Genomic DNA, 18,390 nt, shown 5'->3' with positions numbered 1-18,390 from the left:
CAATAAATGCCCAATTATCGTCGAGCGAATGTTCCAGGAGGTAGTTTTTTCTTTACAGTGGTGACTGATAATCGACGACCAATACTGAACTCAGAAATCGCCAGAAAATCGTTACTAAATGCATTCCAAATTTGCCAATCGACAATGCCATTTGAAATGAATGCTGTTGTTGTTTTACCAGATCACATTCATACGATTTGGACACTACCGAGAGGTGACACAAACTTTTCAAAGCGATGGGGCCTTATAAAGTCTTCCTTTACAAAGCAATGGTTAGAGCATGGAGGAATGCAACGTTCAATTTCAGAGGCAAGAAACAATGAGCATCGTAAAGGAGTCTGGCAACCGCGATTCTGGGAACATACGATAGTAGACGAAGATGATTTCGAATCGCACTTTGATTATTTGCACTACAATCCTGTTAAGCATGGATTAGTTAAGCATGTTTCGGAGTGGCCGTCGTCCAGTTTTCATCGTTGGGTCAAGGCTGGAGTCTATTCACCAGACTGGGGTAGGCTCGAAGGCCAAACCATGGAAATCATCGCGAGAGAAATTAAGCAGACTGTTGGTGAGTAAATTCATCGCACAACGACTTTGAGAAAATGGCGTGGTAATCTCGTCAGGCAGTGCCTGACCTACACCGGATTAATAGAGACGGAAGTCATAACATGGATAATCAAATCGGGATACTACCTCACAATCATGTCGCTCGTCGCTGGTTTCTCCAGCAATGCGGAATCGGCCTGGGTGGTATGGCAATGGCCAGCATGTTGCAGAAAACCGCGAAAGCAGCTTCATTGAGTGATGATCCTCTGGCTCCGAAACAGCCGCACTTTCCGGCTAGGGCTAAGAATGTCATCCTCCTGTTTATGGGAGGCGGACCGAGTCAGTTTGAACTGTTCGATTACAAACCGACGCTCGAAAAACTCGATGGGACATTGCCCCCAGCCGATTTGCTAAAAGGTTATCGAGCCGCTTTCATTAATCCCAATTCGAAACTGTTAGGCCCTAAATATCCGTTTGCCAGGCACGGTGAATCGGGAGCAGAACTCTCGGATCAATTGCCTCATCTGGCTAAAGTCGTTGATGATCTTTGCATCATCCGCTCGATGAAAACCGATGCCTTCAATCATGCTCCTGGTCAACTGCTGATGAGTACGGGGTCTCAACAGTTCGGACGTCCGAGCATGGGCTCCTGGGTCACCTATGGACTGGGAAGTGAGTCTCGTAATCTCCCCTCATACATTGTTTTTAACAGCGGAAACAAGGGGCCGAGTGCCGGGTCGAGTAACTGGAGCAGTGGATTTCTGCCGACTGTGCATTCCGGCGTCGAATTTCGGACCAGTGGTGATCCCGTCCTTTATCTTTCCAATCCGGAAGGAATCGATCGGCAGGTGCAGCGCTCGACTCTCGATGCCGTCAATGCGATCAATCGTCGGCAACTCGATCTCGTCGGGGATCCCGAAATCGCGACTCGTATCAGTTCTTATGAGATGGCTTTCCGTATGCAGACCAGCGCGCCGGAAGCGATGGATCTCAATAACGAGCCAGCTCACGTTCTTGAACAGTATGGAGCCGAGCCGGGGAAAGCCTCGTTTGCTAACAACTGTCTGCTTGCACGACGACTCGTTCAGCGTGGCGTTCGTTTCGTTCAGTTATTTCACGAATCCTGGGATCAGCACGGCGGCTTAAAGAATGGCATCGCTAACAACTGCAAAGCAACCGATCAGGCTTGTGCGGCACTGATTGCCGACTTGAAACAACAGGGCATGCTCGATGAAACACTCGTCATCTGGGGCGGAGAATTTGGCCGTACTCCGATGGTGCAAGGTGGGAACGATGGTCGCGATCATCACCCGAATTCCTTTTCGATGTGGTTAGCCGGTGGCGGAATCAAACCGGGTATCACCCACGGCTCTACCGACGAACTCGGTTTCAATGTCGGAGAGAAGCCGGTGCACGTGCATGATCTCCATGCCACGATTTTGCACCTGCTCGGATTCAATCACAAACAACTCACCTTCCGTTTCCAGGGCCGCGATTATCGCCTCACCGATGTGCATGGGGAAATCGTCAAAGAAATCCTCGCGTAAAGAATCAAGTTTGCTTGATTAATGAGCCGAAGTACAGAATTCGAGAACCATTTCCAATTCATCCTTTCGCTTCTTATCTCCAATACATATAATCTTCTCTTGATGTTTATTCGCCGCGCTCGCCGAACGACACCATTTCAGAGCTATCAACAATACTTGAATTTCACAGGAGAAACAAAATGAGCTTTCAGACATCGCGCCGTGATTTTCTCAAAAAAGCGAGTGCCGCATCAGCCGGCATCGCTTCTATGCCTTACATCTTCACCAGCCAGGCACAGGCTAATTTTGAGACACCGAATGAACGACCTGTCATCGGTTGTATCGGCACCGGATCTCGCTGGGGAGCAGTGGGACCAGCAGCGATGAAATTTGGCGATTGTGCAGCCGTCTGTGATGTCGACTCAAATCATGCCGGACAAGGCAAAGAACGCGTGCAAAAGGCACAAGGCAGCGATAAAAAGGTTGATGTTTACGAAGACTATCGAAAAATACTCGAGCGAGATGACATCGACCTCGTAACGATTGTCACGCCCGATCACTGGCATACTAAAATTGCCATCGAAGCGATGAAAGCCGGCAAGGATGTCTATTGCGAAAAGCCTTTGACGCTGACAATTGACGAAGGTCGTCAGATCATCAAGGCTCTCGATGAAACCAATGCCGTCTTTCAAGTCGGTACTCAACAGCGAACCGAAATGGGACAACGCTTTCTGCAGGCAATCGCAATTGTTAAAGATGGTCGCATTGGCAAACTGAAGGAAGTCACTTGTGCGATTGGTGGAGTAGGTGAAAGCGGACCGATTCCAGCCGTCGAAGTCCCCAAGGGACTGAATTGGGAAATGTGGCTCGGGCAGGCTCCGCTGTGCGATTATCGACACAAAGAGGGTGGACGCTGGGGCAACTCCAACTGTCATTATGAATTCCGCTGGTGGTATGAGTATTCCGGCGGAAAGATGACCGACTGGGGTGCCCATCATATCGATATCGCACAATGGGCGATTGAAGAAGCGAACGAAGGCGCCCGCGTCGCAACCTTTGAACCTGTCATGGCTTCTCATCCAACTCCTATGAAAGACGGAATGCCAACCCTGAACGATCGCTACAATGTCGCGACTAAGTTCAACGTAAAAACAGGCTTCAACAATGGCATCGTGATGCACATTCGCAATGAAGCCAACGATCTCGGCTTCGACAACGGCATTATGTTTGAAGGTACTGAAGGCAAATTGTTCGTTAATCGCGGCAAGATTTCCGGACAGGCCGTTGAAGACCTCAAAGACAATCCGCTGCCGGAAGATGCCATAGAAAAACTGTACGGCGGCAAACCGACTTCGCACATGCAGAACTTCATGGAATGCGTGAAATCTCGTGAACTGCCTATTTCCGATGTCTACTCGCATCATCGAGCCATGACAACCTGTCACCTGGCTAACATTACAATTCGACTCGATCGTCAGTTGAACTGGGATGCAGAAAACGAGCAGATCGTCGGCGACGAACAAGCCAACAGCATGCAGTCCCGCGAGCAACGCAAGGGCTACGAAATCAACGCATAGTTCAACTCAACTTGTGTTGACGAGCAAACAGCCGCGAAAGTAAAGATTTCGCGGCTGTTTTACTTTTATCTTATGCAGCTACTTACCGGACACGTTTGTATCGAATCAAACATCCGATCGGGGGCGTTTCTCTAATTTCTGGCTGATCCCCCTGTAGCAACGCTTCGACAGCGTCAACCACGTATTGCTGTTTCACTTCAGAAGCATTCGTACTATCGTCAAAAGCTCCCATGTAGGCAATGTTGCGAGCCTTATTCAACACGAAACATTCAGGTGTACGGAGTGCTCCGAGATCACGTCCGGTTTGCTGACTTTCATCGAACAGATAGGGAAACGTAAAGCCCGCTTCCTCTGCTTTCTCTTTCATTTTCTCCAGCGAATCTGCCTTCACAAGATTGCAGTTGATCGCCACAAATTTGACACGATTGTTCTTCGCGTATTTCTTTTGAAACTGTTCAAAACGGGATTCATAATCTTCGGCATACGGGCAACTGTTGCAGGTGAAAGCAATTACGAGCACATCCGCATCTTTGAAATCTTTTGTGGAATACGATTTGTCATCAGTAGCGGGAAGAGCGTCGAAGCCTGCAAAATGATCTCCGATGCTTCGATCGGGATTGTATTTTCCAGCCTCCAGATTGCTTCCAGAAATTAAACTGCTCAGCAGGAACATTCCCAAAACAATTCGATTCATACTCTTACTCAATTTCATCAAGTGTAATGTTCAAATACTCTTCAATAATTGCCCGGGCTTTATTGCGATCATTTTCAAAGGCAAGTACTTGAGGGGAACCATGCCAGCCCACCACTTCGGCATAACCACCAGAAGAACTTGCTCCACCAATTTGAGCTTCAATCCCCTGGTCAGCCAGAACATTCACCAGCATTTGGGCTTCGCTGAGATTTCTCGCGCGGTAAATTTCAATAATGTTCTCATTAAGACGATGAGGATCGCTTGTAGATGAGGAATCGTCCATTTTATTTCCAATCAATTTTGACTCGAATTCCCACTCGGCTGCCGACTCAGGCAGACAAGTTCTTCCTGGCGACTCTGACCGTTCCCAGTTCCGATTCGCAGGTAGATGTTTCCATCATATACTGCCGGGCTGGCGTAACAATCCGTTCCGAGGCGATTTACTGAAATTTGCTGAAAGCTTGAAGGATTGGCCTTGAATACAAAAGTTTGTCCTTCCAAATTCGAAACATAAATCGTATCACCAACCGCCACAGGAGAGGCTGAGAAGTTTCCTCCGAGCCGTTCCTTCCACTGCTCGGCTCCTGTTGTAACATCCCAGCAATAGGCAATTCCTTTGTCGGTGATTCCGAAGAGTGTATCTCCAACAGTAATCAATGATGGCTCATAGAGTTTCGTCTTCACCTCCCATTGTTTCTGCCCTGCACTATCAAGAGCAATCGTCTGGCTTTGTGGATAACCGCCACTGGCAATGATGAGATCCTTAGCCACAACAACAGTTCCACAAGTTGCATCGGCCGTGCCGGGTGTCTGCCAGTTCTCTTTTCCGGTGCGGGGATCGTAACTGATGATTTTTTCGCCTCCGGAAATCAATAGTTGATCCTTCCCGCCGACGTTCGCAATTCGAGGAGAGGAATATGTGCTCGCCAGTGGTCGTTCCACTCGCCAGGCCAGCTCTCCTGATTCGGTATCGAGAGCACACAGATATCCTCCGCCATGATTATCGCAGGCAAAGATCACAAATGAGTTGTATAAAACGGGAGAGGGGGCGTATCCAAATTTTGAATTGAACGCGCCAAGTTCCTGCGTCCAGATGATCTTGCCTGTTTCAACATTCAAAGCATAAGCCGTAATCTTTTCGTGATGCAGGGACGCGGTGATCACACGCGTTCCATCACAAAGAACTGTGCCATTGGCGTGTGTGCTTTTCGGATGCATTTGTCCGGAGGAAGGAAACCCACCTTCATTCACTGTGGTCGACCAGAGTTGACTGCCATCTGTGATATCAAAAGCAACGATCTTTTGTTTCTGAGCAGAATCATCGGCGGTCGCGAGATAGATGCGATTATTGACAATCACAGGAGATGCGTTTCCGCGGCCGGGAACATCGACCCGCCATTTCACATTTTCGGTCTCGCTCCAATGCGTCGGTGTGTCTGCTTCTCCGGCAACTCCGCTTTGATCGGGACCTCGCCAGCCGGGCCATTCGGATTTTAAGTGCGACAGATTTTTTTCGGAGAAAGAAACTGACGACTGTTCAATGCTCACTTGTTTTACAGGAGTTTTTTTCTGACATCCTAATAATGCAATCAGCATCAGCAGACTGGTCACTGTCCCTAACGTTCTCAAGTAGTATCGTGATTCCATCATCCCGCCTCTTTCGATAGCTGACCTGTTTTTGTTTTCTGTTTGGCAACCCAGCCAAAATGTTTTTGCAGCGAATCATCGGCCATCAGGAGTTCGTAAGTGGAAAAATTCTTGGCGAGGGTCATCTCATCAAACCGGTCATGGATCCCATTGTGGCACAACCGGCAAACGCAAATCCCACGGTTCAATTCTTCCTTCGTGTACTTCTTCTGGAAATGGGGTCGTCGGTGCATTTTCTGGGGAATGAGATGATGAAACGTCAACAATGTTTCGCGACGACAGCATGGACAGTTTCCATATTTCATCCGGCGAGGCATAGTCAACATTCTTCCGAACTTCCTTAAATTCAACTCAGCAGACTTGGTTTCCAATCCTGCAATTCTCAGTTAAACTCTTACTTATGGATCAGGGTCAGTCGATTATAGACAATTCCCAATCCCTGACGAACAGATCCTTTCCTTCCCCCGGAGAAAATTGATGGCATTTCTCAGATTCTTCACGATTATCATTCTGCTGAATTTCAGCGTAATTATCTCTGCAATTTCATTAAATGCCGATGAACCTCTCAATATTCTCTTAATCACGGCTGATGATATGGGAATGCAACTCGGCTGTTATAGGGACACTGCAGCGAAAACTCCTCGCTTGGATACATTGGCCAAACGCAGTCGACTCTTTGAAAACGCTTACGTTGCCCAGGCCTCTTGCAGTCCCTCTCGAAGTGCGATGTTTACAGGGCTGTATCCGCACACCAATGGTCAGTATGGCTTACTGAATGCGGGAGTCGGTTTCCAGATTCATGAGAAACTGTACGACAAAACAATTCCAGCCTTGCTGAAAGAAGCTGGCTATACTACGGGCATCTCCGGCAAATTGCATGTTGGTCCTGAAAAGACATTTCCATTTGATGAACGAATCCGAGGCGATTCGCGTGATGTCAAAGTGATTGCCAAAAAGATCGGTGAATTCTTTAAGGCTTCCAATGGCCCGTTCTTCTTCATGGCTAATTATTCGGATCCACACGTCTATGGCCGCAGTCCCCGACCTCCAAAAGAAGCATTTCCGACACAGTATAAAGGGATTCCAAAATCACCATTGAGGGTTGGTGAAGTCTCTGCGTTTCCATTTCAGAAACTCGACCATCCCGAAGAGATCGAGCGGATTACCCAGTACTACAATGCCTGCTCGCGATTTGATGCTGGGGTTGGTTTACTGCTCGATGAATTGCAAGCTTCCGGACATTCAGAAGATACACTGATTCTGTTCGTCTCCGATCATGGACCTCCCTTTTATCGTGGGAAGACAACCTGCTACGAGGCAGGTGCGAAAGTCCCGATGCTGCTGCATTGGCCCGGTAAGTTTGAAAAAGCCGACCGCTCCCCTGCTCTGGTTTCAACCGTCGATATTCTCCCTACTTTTCTGGAAGCTGCTGGGATTCAGAAGGATGTCCATACTCAAGGCCGATCTCTTTCGACATCTCTCGATCCTGCTCAATGCCGTAACACTCTCGCCACAGAATTTCATTATCACGGCAGTTCTCCTTTCTTCCCGAGAAGATCAATTCGCAACGAACGCTATAAATTGATCCACAATTTGCTGGCCAATGAAAAATCGGCTCGTACGAGTGTCGATGGCGATGCCGCTTATGAACTGGTCATGAAAGATCCTGAGCAGTCCTCTGAGATGAGGCAAGCCTATCAACGAGCGGCTACTCCTCCCGAATATGAATTGTACGATTTGAAATCGGATCCCTGGGAATTCAAAAATTTATTCGACGATCCCGACCACCAGACAATTAAGGCTCAATTACTTTCAAGTTTACAGCAATGGCAGGAAGAAACGGAAGATCCGCTGTTGACTCAGGAAGGGATCCAGTCAATGAGCAGATATGAAAAACAATAGCAGCCAATAACATCACCGACACCCCTAAACATATAGAGAATATCATGAAATTAATGATGACAATGATGGTCCTGACTTTCGGTTTGATCACTACAGTCAATGCGCAAGAAGTCCTGAAAGTCTGGCCGGGAAAACCGCCAGGGCCAGATCGTGAAGTCGGACCCGAACAGGATATCACCAAACCGACCGACCGCCTGATTGCCGGTCGACGAATTATTAAACTGGCAAATGTTACGACTCCAGAACTTCACGTATATTTTCCTGAGGAATCGAAACAGAATGGCTCGGTTGTCGTTATCTGCCCGGGGGGGGGATTCAACATTCTGGCCTGGGATCTGGAGGGGACCGAAGTTGCTGAGTGGCTTAACGATATTGGAGTGACTGCAGTTGTCCTCAAATATCGTGTGCCGACGCGTGGTCAAGACCCCGTCTGGAAAGCCCCCGTTCAGGACACACAACGAGCGATCAGTTTAGTGCGATCAAAAGCGAAAGAATGGAAATTGGATGCCAATCGAGTGGGAGTCCTCGGCTTTTCTGCAGGTGGTCACACTGCTGCACGAGCCGCTTTGACCAAAGAGAGACTTTATGAACCGATCGACGCGAGTGACGAGAACAATTTCCGTCCAAATTCCGTGATGCTTATCTACCCTGCTTATCTGAATGATAAGGAGACTTCCGCATTGGCAGCCGACTTAACAGTCGATGAGTCGACACCACCCATGTTTATAGTGCACGCATTCAACGATCCCATTTCCGTGGAAGGAAGCCTGCTGCTGTCACTCGAATTGAAGCGGAACAACATTCCCTTCGACTTGCACGTTTACGACACCGGAGGACATGGTTACGGTTTACGCCGTATTGATGATCAACCTGTGACCACCTGGCCAGATCGTTGCACCGACTGGTTACAAAGAAGCGGATGGCTGACACGAGCCAGTGAGTAACTGGAGTTTTTAAAAGATTCAGTTTGAAAGCGTATCACGAACTCGTTTGCGCTTCGAGTTTGTATTTTTGATTGAGACGTAAAGCTACTGCAGTTTGCGGTAGCGGCTTTTTGATGGATTGAGCCCTATGTTTCCAGTCAATCTCCCGCTAAACATTCATGGAAATGGCTATGATGCTCAGAAGCCAACGATCGATCCACTGCCGGACACGCCAGCAGTGGATCCCGTAATCGACTGACATCTAAAATTAACTCGTTGCTTCCTCTTCAACTGGTGTTTCTTCAGGAGCTCCCAGTCCGGTGGAGAATCCTCGTTTTTCAAGGGTTTTGACGCGGAGTTCTTCGGTGATTTCTGGGTTTTCCAACAGGAACAGTCGAGCTTTTTCGCGGCCCTGTCCAAGTCGAGTTTTGCCATAACTGAACCAGCTGCCGGATCGCTCGACGATGCGCTCGTTTGTTGCCAGATCGAGAATATCGGCTTCGTAGCTGATGCCGCAGGAATTGAGCATGTCGAATTCAGCAATCCGGAACGGCGGTGCAACCTTGTTTTTAACGATTTTCGCTTTGATGCGAATACCTGTTGTTTCGTCTCCTTCTTTCAACGTACTGATTTTTCGAACATCCACGCGGCAGGAGCAATAGAATTTCAATGCGCGACCGCCGGGCGTCGTTTCGGGGCTACCAAACATGACTCCGATTTTTTCGCGAATCTGGTTAATGAAAACGACGGTCGTTTTGGAGCGGGCAATCGCTCCTGTCAATTTTCGCATCGCCTGACTCATCATTCGAGCCTGAAGACCGACATGCGTATCGCCAATTTCTCCATCCAGTTCCGACTTCGGGACCAGAGCCGCGACTGAGTCGACAACAATAATGTCGACGGCATTCGATTTAATCAGCATTTCGGCAATCTGCAGGCCTTCTTCACCATAAGAAGGTTGACTGACCAGCAGTTCTTCGAGATTTACGCCGAGACGCCGAGCCCAGGAGGGGTCGAGTGCGTGTTCGGCATCGACGAATGCGGCAACGCCTCCTTGTTTCTGTGCACTGGCAATCGCATGCAACGCCAAAGTCGTTTTACCACTCGATTCCGGGCCAAACAGTTCGATAATTCGACCACGAGGGTAGCCTTTGCCACCTAATGCCAGGTCGAGAGAAAGGGCACCGGAGGGAATTCCCTGAATCGCATCCTGTCCAGAGTCGGACAGTTTCATAATCGAGCCTTTACCGAAGGCTTTCTCAATTTGTCCTAACGCATTGTCGAGTTGCTTTTCTGGATTTCCATTATCTGTAGGGGCCGGAGTTGCTGCCCGTGAGCGTGCTTTCGCCATCTTTCAATCCTTCGTGATACTGCCATTTGATAATGTACGTTGGTACAATACCCTGGGCGGATTCCAATTTCAACTAAGTTTCCAGAGAATTATGACCGATCTTAACGAATAGGCCGCGTCCTTGATGTGGCCAGCGGGGAAAATATTGACGGGTGCCTGGAGTGGCACTGTCGACCGGTTTGTAAATTAGTGCCCGAGTTTGCGTATTTTATTCTGTTTCTCACTCCGGCTCCAAGTCTGAGCGATGAAATGTTGAAAAAATGCAGGAATCGAGTCTGAATGCAGACCAGTCGGGATTTTGTCATGGTTTGCATGAGTAAGCGCGAGAACGTCTGGGGAGACGTGATCAGAGACTGCAAACAGACAGAACCATCCATTCGGGACAGGGAGAGCCAGAAATGACGCAGGATCAAATCTTAGCGATAGCCGAGCAAGCCGCCAATGAAATGTTGTTGTGGGTTGGCTTTGGCACTTTAATTGGCCTGGCCGCCAAAGCAATCATGCCCGGGCGTGATCCCGGGGGAGCTGTCTCGACTATGATGATGGGTATTGGTGGAAGCATTATCGGTTGCGGTACACTTGCCTTCTTTTGGCAGGGTGTGGTTGTCAGTCCTGTTTCAATCGTTGGGGCTGTTGTTTCGACCGGAGGAGCATTCACACTTCTGTTCTTTTACAAATTGCTGGCGGGAAGCTTCTTTGCTGAAGCCGAAGATGGCGATCGATTCACACATCGTTATCGGCGAACCCGGCGCCGTCGTAAAATGATTCGTGGTACGTGAGTCCGTGGACACCGCTTGCTTGAAATTGCAAAAGTCGGAATCCTCGTTACTTAGGTTCCGACTTTTTTTTTGATCGTTCTAAGTTCAGCCTGATCGAAAAGCCGTCATTAAATCTTCAATCAAAATTGTCTTCGCAGATGAGTCTTTTTGAAATCACTATAAATACAGTGATATTTCCGGTTCTTCGCTGATCAATTCGTATTTGGCATGGGACATGCATTCTCCTGAATTGTGCTCTTAACTACACAGTTCACAAGTTCAAAGGAGAAGAGAATGATGAGAAGTAAAAGATTTCTGTATGGATGTGTCGCAGCAATCACCGCGATGAGTCTGGCAAGTGTCGGGCAGGCTTTTGAAAAACAAGCACAAAATGCATTGGTGCCAACTTCAAAGATTGTTGGTGGCTATATTTATAACGCAGGCGATGAGCATATCGCCTCAGTTGATGACATTGTGTTGAATTCCCAGGGAGAAGTTCAATATCTGATCGTCGGAGTTGGCGGTTTAGCTGGACTGGGACAGAGCCAGGTTGCTATCCCCTCCAAAGCTGTCAAATGCGAATGCACTACTAAAGATGGTGAACGGGAATGTCGCATGACATTGTCGATGACTCAGGAAAAGCTGAATCAGGCTCCTAAACTGGAGCAGGAAAATCGGGCCGAACTGATGGACAATAACTGGGTGACCCGTAACCGGTCGCACTTCAGTGTTGATTCACCGTTAAATGACAAACCTGCTGGGAAGTTGATTTCCTACTCGAATGTTAACGATGTGACAGTTCAAACTGGCAACAACGATGAGACAACCAATGGTCAATTGGATGATTTGATTGTTGATACTGCTGATCACAAAGTGAAGTTCGCTATCATTGGAGTTGGTGGAGCATTGGGAGTTGGCGAAAGTTATGTCGCCGTGCCGTTCAAAGCTTTACAACTGACCGAAAATGAAGATCAGGATTACACAATTTCAACTAAAGTCACTTCAAAACAGTTGAAATCTGCTCCTAAGGTCACCAGTCCAGACTATTCTGAACTGGAAAGCCAGGAATTTCGTACGATGGTCAACAATATGAAGAATGCTAAAAAGCAATAAGTTGAAATTGTGGACTTTAACGAAAGTCCGCAGAGTTGACTCCAGAGCATTCTGCCCTGGTGTAAAACGCAATTGCTGAATTCAAGAGTGAAGACCCAATTCGGGGCTTCACTCTTTTTTTTGTGCAAATTAAACCAAGTTCAATTTGAAAACCGACGAAATTTATCAAACTGCAATTAGACCTTTAGGCAACAGTTAAACGATGAAAAACAATTGAAGCCACACGGGAGATCTTTATTCAATATGACATTGGAAATCTGGTTTCCTTTTGGAACGGGGATTCATAACGAACTTGGGAAGATCAGAGGGAGCATCCCGATCCATCTATAAACCTCCAGACTCACATGCAGAGTTCCTCTGGAATTTCGAATGATTCCATCGAGACGACTCGACCACCTGTCAGATAGCATTTATTTCCTGTGGCACGGCACCATTTCAGCCGAACGATTCCCTTGTGGACTTTATGTTTCGCTTGCCATTCGATTTGAACGAACGGCTCGACAATCAATTCTCGATGTTGAATGCAAGCTCCTGTGGCTGAATAGTTTAACAATCTGGCTGTAAAGGAAAAATCTGTAGAAACCATTTGATGGTCCAGAGGAGTGACCCGAATATCAAAAGCGACATCAATTCTGCTTTCCGATCGTTTATCCATTTCCGCAGATCGGTTCATCCACTCAGCTTTTCGCTGAGAACCCCTGGAATTCTGCATGATGCTCATGGCTGGCCCTTAATTTGAGATAGCGGAAACAGAGATGGGCTGGGCCGTGTGTTGATACACGGCTTTGAGTAAGAAAGTATCACCCGACGGATAAAACCTACTGCACATGCCCAGAGGAGATTCCATTCTCTGGCAAAATGAGTCAAGAAAGTGCGTAAGCGATTCGCCCGCGTTTGGATTTTTGCTAATATCAACATCGTTGCATCATCGTTGATGCCCGTTATCGACTATCATGTTGCAGGATTTCAACATGCGTAGCACAACCTCTTAATGCGAAGACCTTGCAGATCACATTAAAGTCGTAGTGATTCGTTGCTCAATAACCTGGAATGACCCGATGATTGATACTTATTCGGAAGCCGTGGAATGGTTGTATAACCGCGTGAACTTCGAACGGCTTGGGGTTGGGCAGTATGGTCGAAATGATTTTAAGCTCGAACGGATGCAAAGACTGCTCGAAGCCATCGGCAATCCTCAAGAGCAAATTCCCGTTGTTCACATAGCAGGAACGAAAGGAAAGGGAACGACCGCAACATTGGTCGATTCCATACTTCGCGAGGCTGGATATCGCGTGGGACTTTTTACGTCTCCTCATATGTTCCGTATTGAAGAGCGGTTTCTGGTGAACGGGTGTCAGATTTCCGAAGAGCGGTTTTTGAAGCTGGTAAGTCGCATGGAAGATTATGTGACGCAAACTCGGGAAGAAGCGCCTGAACTTTTGCCGACGTTCTTTGAAATTACGACTGCGATGGCGTGGCTGTACTTTATAGAAGAAAAAGTCGATCTCGCCGTGTTGGAAGTAGGATTGGGAGGGCGGCTCGATTCGACCAATTTGTGTCGGCCTCTGGTGACTGCGATTTCGAGTATTTCGTTGGATCATACCCGTTTGCTCGGGGATACCATTGCCTCGATCACTCGTGAAAAGGCAGGCATCATCAAAGCGGGAGTGCCGGTTGTCACCAGCTCGACCGATCCATTCGTTTGCGAGGACTTAAAAGCAATCGCCCAGCAGAAGGGGTGCTCATTCCAGCAGATCGGACATGATTTTCATGCCGAGATTGTGAAACCCTGGCATGAGTTCGATCGATTTCAAACTGTGCGATACTCGCAAACCGTTTTGCATGAGACGGTCTCAATCGAAATACAGTTTTCTCGACCCGGTCAAATTTATGCCTGCAATATTGCACTGGCTCTGGCTTGTATTGAGCAGTTGAATCAATCCGGATATGAGATCACGAACAGTCAAAAGCAACTTGGAATCCGGAATGCGTCCCTGCCCTTACGTTTTGAAATCCTGCAGGAATCACCACCAATTCTTGTCGATGCTGCACATAACCCGGCTGCGTTTGAAGCATTGATGGAAATGCTTCCAGAATATTTTCCCAATCGACCAGTGACTTTTATTCTCGCCATTTCCAGAGATAAAGATTACGTCGGCATGTGCCAAACTTTAAGAGGCGCTTCCTCTCTTATACTGACTCAGTATCTTGGGAATATTCGCTCATTACCAACTGTGGAATTGGCTGAAGTCGTAAATCAGACCGGAATTCATGTGACATATAACACTGAAAGCCCGGCTCACGCCCTGGAGACGGCGTTGCGAGTGACTCCAGAAAATGGAATTATTGTTGCTTCAGGCTCCCTGTTTCTGGCGGCTGAAATACGGCACCTTGTCAAACCTGAAAGTCTGATCCAAAGCCTTCCCGTATAAACCCAAGCACGTCTCTCTTTATAGTGCTACACTTAAAATTAATTTTCGAGCATTTCAAAATGCAATGTGCCATCGCATGAACGATTTAGGCATTGGATCACTCGGTTTACTTCGGTAGATCGCAGAAAAACGGTATTTGAAAAGCTCCAGTTCATAGATAATTTGTTGAAATCAGGAATGAAGTCTCAGAGAGTTATGCCGCTTTCAGGGTTACTTAATATTAATAAGCCAGCCGGCTGGACATCTCGGGATGTTGTTAATCGAGTCCAGAATGTGATTGGAATCCGTCGATGTGGTCATGCAGGGACTCTCGATCCTCTGGCTACGGGGGTTCTGGTCGTCTGCTTCGGTCGGGCGACCCGTCTGGTTTCTTATGTCCAGCAATCGAGAAAACGCTATCTGGCAGAATTTCGCTTTGGATTCACCAGTCAGACGGATGATATTGAAGGAGAACTGACTCCTGTTCCCGATGCCCAGTTTCCATCGCAATCCGAACTTCAGAAAGCAATGCAATCATTCGTGGGAACCATTCAGCAGGTGCCTCCGCGGTATTCCGCAGTGATGGTTAAGGGGCAAAGAGCCTATGCATTGGCTCGAAAAGGGCAGGAATTTGAATTGAAGTCGAAACCTGTCCGCATTGATCGATTTGACTTAATCGATTATCAGGTGCCCAATTGTCAGGCAATTATTGAATGTGGATCAGGAACTTATATTCGCTCTCTGGGTCGGGATATCGGAGCCCAATTTGAATGTGGAGCGGTAATGACCTCTCTGGCGCGAGAAGCCGTGGGAGACTTTTCGATTGACAGAGCGATTTCAATCGAGGATTTGACTACCGAAAATTATAAAGCATCTGTCTCGGCTCCTGTCGAAGCGATTCGCCATTTGCCTTTCCGTCTATGTACGGTGTCGGAGGCAGAATGGATTAGAAACGGAAGACCGCTCTCCTACCACAATGAGGCCTTAGAGAATCAAGCCGAAGTTGCGATTCTGGGAGCGGAAGGAGAATCGCTCGTTGCTATCTGTGAATATCGACAAGAAGAGTCTTTGTTAAAGCCACGAATCGTTTTTCCACTTGATGGCGATTGAAATGGTCTCATAGGAGTCATTCCAACTTCGACTTTAGTTGCCCTGAAGTTGGGCACTGCTGCGTAAAGAATGGTCGGCCATAGAGTTCCACTATTCAGGCAAACCCTATCGCATAACGATTCTCAAGAAACATGGTTGTTTTGGCATTGATATTGCTTTTCAAAACCGAGCCGACACAATAAGACTAATATTTATAAACTGACAGCATTTGAAAGAGACGGTCAATGTATGTTCGCGGATTACGCTCTACCGACATGTTACGACGAATTACTCACTGATAAACTCGAATCTCGTTTTCCATCCGTTACGCTATGTTTGACGACGCTTGGCCATGAGGAAATTCTTCAGCGTCAACATTTAACCGAAGAGCGGCTGAGAGATTTGGGGATTACATTTGCCGTTTATGGCCATCAGGATGGTCAGGAAAAAGTCTGGCCATTTGACATTCTTCCCCGTGTCGTCAGCAACGAGGAATGGAAGCAAGTCGAAAATGGTCTGAAGCAACGAATTCACTCTTTGAATTTGTTTATCGACGATCTCTATAACGAACAGAAGATCCTGAAGGATGGAATTATACCTCAGGAAATGATTCAGACCGCTGCAACATTTCGCCAGCAGTGTGTTGGACATCGACCTCCCAAAGCGGTCTGGACTCATATTACCGGTACCGACTTAATTCGGCATAGCGATGGTAAAATTTATGTGCTCGAAGACAATTTGCGTTGTCCTTCGGGAGTATCGTATGTCATTGAAAACCGGGAAGTGATGAAACGCGTGTTGCCGGAAGTGTTTCACGGCCAATCGGTCGCAATGGTGGAAGATTATCCAGAGCAATTGCTGAAAACATTACTGGCGACCGCTCCCGATCACGCAGACAATCCCGTGGCAGTGGTTCTAACGCCAGGAATCTACAATTCAGCCTATTTCGAGCATTCCTTTCTTGCTCAACAAATGGGTGTTGAACTTGTTCAAGGAACAGATCTGGTTGTTGTGGATGACTTCGTCTACATGAAAACAACTCGCGGATTGAGTAAGGTCGATGTTATCTATCGTCGAATTGACGATATGTTTATTGACCCTCTGGTCTTTAATGAGGAATCCATGATTGGCGTTCCCGGTTTGATGGATGCCCATCGAAAAGGGAATGTGACATTGGCAAATGCTCCAGGGACAGGCGTGGCTGATGATAAGGCGATTTATGCTTACGTTCCTGAGATTATCAAATACTACACGGGTGAGGATCCGATTATTGAAAACGTGCCGACTTATATCTGTTCGGATCCGAAGCAGCGCGATCACGTGCTGAAAAATCTGCACGAGTTGGTTGTGAAGCCGACCAATGAAGCAGGTGGTTACGGAATTGTTTTGGGGCCTCTGGCTTCCAAAGAAGAATTAGAGGCCTGTCGTCAGCAGATTCTGGCTGACCCACGCAATTACATTGCTCAGCCATTTTTGCAGCTATCAACAGTTCCTACCATGTGCCCTGAGGGAGTCGCTCCCCGGCACGTGGACCTCAGACCATTTGTGTTGCTGGGAGGATCTGATCCAGAAGACATCTATGTATTACCGGGTGGATTAACTCGGGTTGCATTGGTGAAAGATTCCATGATTGTCAATTCCTCTCAAGGTGGTGGCAGTAAAGATACGTGGGTAATGGGATAATTCATGTTGTAAACGCAGGCCAGGCATTGGCTGGCTAAATCGTAGTCGATGCAGAATAAATCAGGCCCTGCCTGATCGACCACACAGACAACAATAGACAACGGCGTATCAAAACCCCGGAAAATCGGGAAAAGGTGAAGCGATGCTGAGTCGAGTAGCAGATTCCATACTCTGGATGAGCCGATATATTGAGCGAGCCGATAATGTTGCTCGGTTTATCGATGTCAATCAGAAATTGACGTTAGGTTTTCAAAGTGGGATCAATCCACAATGGGAGCCGCTCGTCCTGACAACAGGCGATCAGGAGAAATTTGAAGAACTGTATGGTGAGGATTACTCGCAGGAAAACGTGGTTAAGTTTTTAACGTTGGATTCAAACAATCCCAATTCCATCATTTCCTGCTTGAAGTGGGCCCGTGAGAATGCTCGCTGTATCCGCGATAACCTTTCTATTCCAATTTGGGAGGCGATCAATAAGTTTTATTTGTTGGTTCGCAGCTTCCCGAATCATTCCTCAACGTTTGCCAACCCTCAGCCTCTGCTCGACATTGTTAAAGATCAATCTCAGCTCTTTGAAGGGGCCAGCCAGTTAACGATGTCTCATGGTGAAGCGTGGAACATCAATCAATTAGGTCGCCTGATAGAACGGGCAGATAAAACCTCCAGAATTCTGGATGTCAAATACTACATTCTGCTTCCTCGCGTGGCCGATGTGGGGAGTAGTTTAGATTTAGTGCAATGGACGGCTTTACTGAATTCGACGTCTGCGCTGCAGATGTATCGTCGGGCTCATGGTCGAATTGATCCTAAGAAAATTGTTGAATTTCTTGTCCTGGATCGCTTCTTTCCCCGTTCGATGCACTATTGTTTGATCAATGCTGATACCGCCCTGCGTTTTTTATCGGGGGCTCCTCCGTATGCGTTTTCCAATCCGGCTGAACAGCTGCTCGGACGAATGAAAACAAATATGGATTATCTTTCCCATGACGATATTGTGAATCAGGGTTTGCACGAATTTATCGATGGCTTGCAGGGACAGTTGAATGAACTGGGGATAGCAATTCAAGAAGCATTCTTTTGCAATAGTAGTTCTCAGATTCAGTCGCAAAATCAGCAATTCCAATATCAATAAATCCCTGACCACAATTGTCGATCAATTCTGAGATCGAC

General features: G+C 47.4%; 17 protein-coding genes. 11 read left to right on the top strand and 6 right to left on the bottom strand.

Annotated elements, in window-relative coordinates; genetic code table 11:
- Window positions 1–6: 6 nt before the first annotated feature.
- The 3 genes from Pan54_RS08655 (at window position 7) to Pan54_RS08645 (ending at window position 3,649) form a co-directional block, all read left to right on the top strand.
- Window positions 7–576, top strand: coding sequence for an REP-associated tyrosine transposase (locus Pan54_RS08655; RefSeq protein ID WP_146503100.1), 570 nt, complete (start codon window positions 7–9; stop codon window positions 574–576).
- 92 nt (window positions 577–668) lie between these two features.
- Window positions 669–2,093: a DUF1501 domain-containing protein gene (locus tag Pan54_RS08650; protein WP_146503099.1), complete on the top strand. Its 1,425-nt coding sequence runs from the start codon at window positions 669–671 to the stop codon at window positions 2,091–2,093.
- 179 nt (window positions 2,094–2,272) lie between these two features.
- Complete coding sequence (locus tag Pan54_RS08645) at window positions 2,273–3,649, top strand: Gfo/Idh/MocA family protein (RefSeq protein WP_146503098.1); 1,377 nt, start codon at window positions 2,273–2,275, stop codon at window positions 3,647–3,649.
- 82 nt (window positions 3,650–3,731) lie between these two features.
- Here the strand turns inward: Pan54_RS08645 and Pan54_RS08640 are convergent, their stop codons facing one another.
- The 4 genes from Pan54_RS08640 to Pan54_RS08625 are packed head-to-tail and all read right to left on the bottom strand — an operon-like array spanning window position 3,732 to window position 6,316.
- Window positions 3,732–4,343, bottom strand: coding sequence for a thioredoxin family protein (locus Pan54_RS08640; RefSeq protein WP_207310087.1), 612 nt, complete (start codon window positions 4,341–4,343; stop codon window positions 3,732–3,734).
- Between the two features lie 4 nt (window positions 4,344–4,347).
- Window positions 4,348–4,626: a putative signal transducing protein gene (locus Pan54_RS08635; RefSeq protein WP_146503097.1), complete on the bottom strand. Its 279-nt coding sequence runs from the start codon at window positions 4,624–4,626 to the stop codon at window positions 4,348–4,350.
- Between the two features lie 11 nt (window positions 4,627–4,637).
- Window positions 4,638–5,993 (bottom strand): PQQ-binding-like beta-propeller repeat protein, encoded by a 1,356-nt coding sequence (locus Pan54_RS08630; RefSeq protein ID WP_242631259.1) that lies wholly within the window; start codon window positions 5,991–5,993, stop codon window positions 4,638–4,640.
- Complete coding sequence (locus Pan54_RS08625) at window positions 5,990–6,316, bottom strand: hypothetical protein (protein WP_242631258.1); 327 nt, start codon at window positions 6,314–6,316, stop codon at window positions 5,990–5,992. The genes Pan54_RS08630 and Pan54_RS08625 overlap by 4 nt, the downstream gene beginning before the upstream one ends.
- Window positions 6,317–6,467: 151 nt before the next feature.
- Between Pan54_RS08625 and Pan54_RS08620 the strand changes: the two genes are divergently transcribed.
- Window positions 6,468–7,892 carry a sulfatase family protein gene (locus Pan54_RS08620; protein ID WP_146503096.1) on the top strand — a complete coding sequence of 475 codons (1,425 nt, stop codon included), beginning with the start codon at window positions 6,468–6,470 and terminating at the stop codon, window positions 7,890–7,892.
- 44 nt (window positions 7,893–7,936) lie between these two features.
- Window positions 7,937–8,836: an alpha/beta hydrolase gene (locus tag Pan54_RS08615; protein WP_146503095.1), complete on the top strand. Its 900-nt coding sequence runs from the start codon at window positions 7,937–7,939 to the stop codon at window positions 8,834–8,836.
- 247 nt (window positions 8,837–9,083) lie between these two features.
- On the opposite strand, the gene recA is transcribed toward Pan54_RS08615, so the two are convergent.
- Complete coding sequence (gene recA, locus Pan54_RS08610) at window positions 9,084–10,166, bottom strand: recombinase RecA (RefSeq protein ID WP_146503094.1); 1,083 nt, start codon at window positions 10,164–10,166, stop codon at window positions 9,084–9,086.
- A gap of 398 nt (window positions 10,167–10,564) precedes the next feature.
- Between recA and Pan54_RS08605 the strand changes: the two genes are divergently transcribed.
- Window positions 10,565–10,945 carry a GlsB/YeaQ/YmgE family stress response membrane protein gene (locus tag Pan54_RS08605; protein WP_146503093.1) on the top strand — a complete coding sequence of 127 codons (381 nt, stop codon included), beginning with the start codon at window positions 10,565–10,567 and terminating at the stop codon, window positions 10,943–10,945.
- Window positions 10,946–11,218: 273 nt separating this feature from the next.
- On the top strand, window positions 11,219–12,037 hold the full coding sequence (locus tag Pan54_RS08600) for a PRC-barrel domain-containing protein (protein ID WP_146503092.1): 819 nt from the start codon (window positions 11,219–11,221) through the stop codon (window positions 12,035–12,037).
- Between the two features lie 340 nt (window positions 12,038–12,377).
- Here the strand turns inward: Pan54_RS08600 and Pan54_RS08595 are convergent, their stop codons facing one another.
- Window positions 12,378–12,749, bottom strand: a complete 372-nt coding sequence (locus tag Pan54_RS08595) for a hypothetical protein (RefSeq protein WP_146503091.1) — start codon at window positions 12,747–12,749, stop codon at window positions 12,378–12,380.
- Between the two features lie 346 nt (window positions 12,750–13,095).
- On the opposite strand from Pan54_RS08595, the gene Pan54_RS08590 reads away from it, so the two are divergent.
- The 4 genes from Pan54_RS08590 (at window position 13,096) to Pan54_RS08575 (ending at window position 18,352) form a co-directional block, all read left to right on the top strand.
- A complete protein-coding gene (locus tag Pan54_RS08590; protein WP_146503090.1) occupies window positions 13,096–14,469 on the top strand; it encodes a bifunctional folylpolyglutamate synthase/dihydrofolate synthase in 1,374 nt (457 codons plus the stop codon).
- Between the two features lie 177 nt (window positions 14,470–14,646).
- Complete coding sequence (truB, locus tag Pan54_RS08585) at window positions 14,647–15,558, top strand: tRNA pseudouridine(55) synthase TruB (protein WP_146503089.1); 912 nt, start codon at window positions 14,647–14,649, stop codon at window positions 15,556–15,558.
- Between the two features lie 228 nt (window positions 15,559–15,786).
- Window positions 15,787–17,220: a circularly permuted type 2 ATP-grasp protein gene (locus tag Pan54_RS08580; protein WP_146503088.1), complete on the top strand. Its 1,434-nt coding sequence runs from the start codon at window positions 15,787–15,789 to the stop codon at window positions 17,218–17,220.
- A gap of 142 nt (window positions 17,221–17,362) precedes the next feature.
- Window positions 17,363–18,352, top strand: a complete 990-nt coding sequence (locus Pan54_RS08575) for an alpha-E domain-containing protein (RefSeq protein ID WP_146503087.1) — start codon at window positions 17,363–17,365, stop codon at window positions 18,350–18,352.
- Window positions 18,353–18,390 lie beyond the last annotated feature (38 nt).

Source organism: Rubinisphaera italica (assembly GCF_007859715.1).
GTDB classification, from domain to species: domain Bacteria; phylum Planctomycetota; class Planctomycetia; order Planctomycetales; family Planctomycetaceae; genus Rubinisphaera; species Rubinisphaera italica.
The sequence above is the reverse complement of the archived record's forward strand: the minus strand, read 5'-3'. Positions and strand labels throughout refer to the sequence as shown.

Coding starts and splice junctions, on each gene's coding strand:
- Pan54_RS08655 (WP_146503100.1), top strand. CDS start 7: ATGCCCAATTATCGTCGAGCGAATGTTCCAGGAGGTAGTTTTTTCTTT.
- Pan54_RS08650 (WP_146503099.1), top strand. CDS start 669: ATGGATAATCAAATCGGGATACTACCTCACAATCATGTCGCTCGTCGC.
- Pan54_RS08645 (WP_146503098.1), top strand. CDS start 2,273: ATGAGCTTTCAGACATCGCGCCGTGATTTTCTCAAAAAAGCGAGTGCC.
- Pan54_RS08640 (WP_207310087.1), bottom strand. CDS start 4,343: ATGAATCGAATTGTTTTGGGAATGTTCCTGCTGAGCAGTTTAATTTCT.
- Pan54_RS08635 (WP_146503097.1), bottom strand. CDS start 4,626: ATGGACGATTCCTCATCTACAAGCGATCCTCATCGTCTTAATGAGAAC.
- Pan54_RS08630 (WP_242631259.1), bottom strand. CDS start 5,993: ATGATGGAATCACGATACTACTTGAGAACGTTAGGGACAGTGACCAGT.
- Pan54_RS08625 (WP_242631258.1), bottom strand. CDS start 6,316: ATGTTGACTATGCCTCGCCGGATGAAATATGGAAACTGTCCATGCTGT.
- Pan54_RS08620 (WP_146503096.1), top strand. CDS start 6,468: ATGGCATTTCTCAGATTCTTCACGATTATCATTCTGCTGAATTTCAGC.
- Pan54_RS08615 (WP_146503095.1), top strand. CDS start 7,937: ATGAAATTAATGATGACAATGATGGTCCTGACTTTCGGTTTGATCACT.
- recA (WP_146503094.1), bottom strand. CDS start 10,166: ATGGCGAAAGCACGCTCACGGGCAGCAACTCCGGCCCCTACAGATAAT.
- Pan54_RS08605 (WP_146503093.1), top strand. CDS start 10,565: ATGACGCAGGATCAAATCTTAGCGATAGCCGAGCAAGCCGCCAATGAA.
- Pan54_RS08600 (WP_146503092.1), top strand. CDS start 11,219: ATGATGAGAAGTAAAAGATTTCTGTATGGATGTGTCGCAGCAATCACC.
- Pan54_RS08595 (WP_146503091.1), bottom strand. CDS start 12,749: ATGCAGAATTCCAGGGGTTCTCAGCGAAAAGCTGAGTGGATGAACCGA.
- Pan54_RS08590 (WP_146503090.1), top strand. CDS start 13,096: ATGATTGATACTTATTCGGAAGCCGTGGAATGGTTGTATAACCGCGTG.
- truB (WP_146503089.1), top strand. CDS start 14,647: ATGAAGTCTCAGAGAGTTATGCCGCTTTCAGGGTTACTTAATATTAAT.
- Pan54_RS08580 (WP_146503088.1), top strand. CDS start 15,787: ATGTTCGCGGATTACGCTCTACCGACATGTTACGACGAATTACTCACT.
- Pan54_RS08575 (WP_146503087.1), top strand. CDS start 17,363: ATGCTGAGTCGAGTAGCAGATTCCATACTCTGGATGAGCCGATATATT.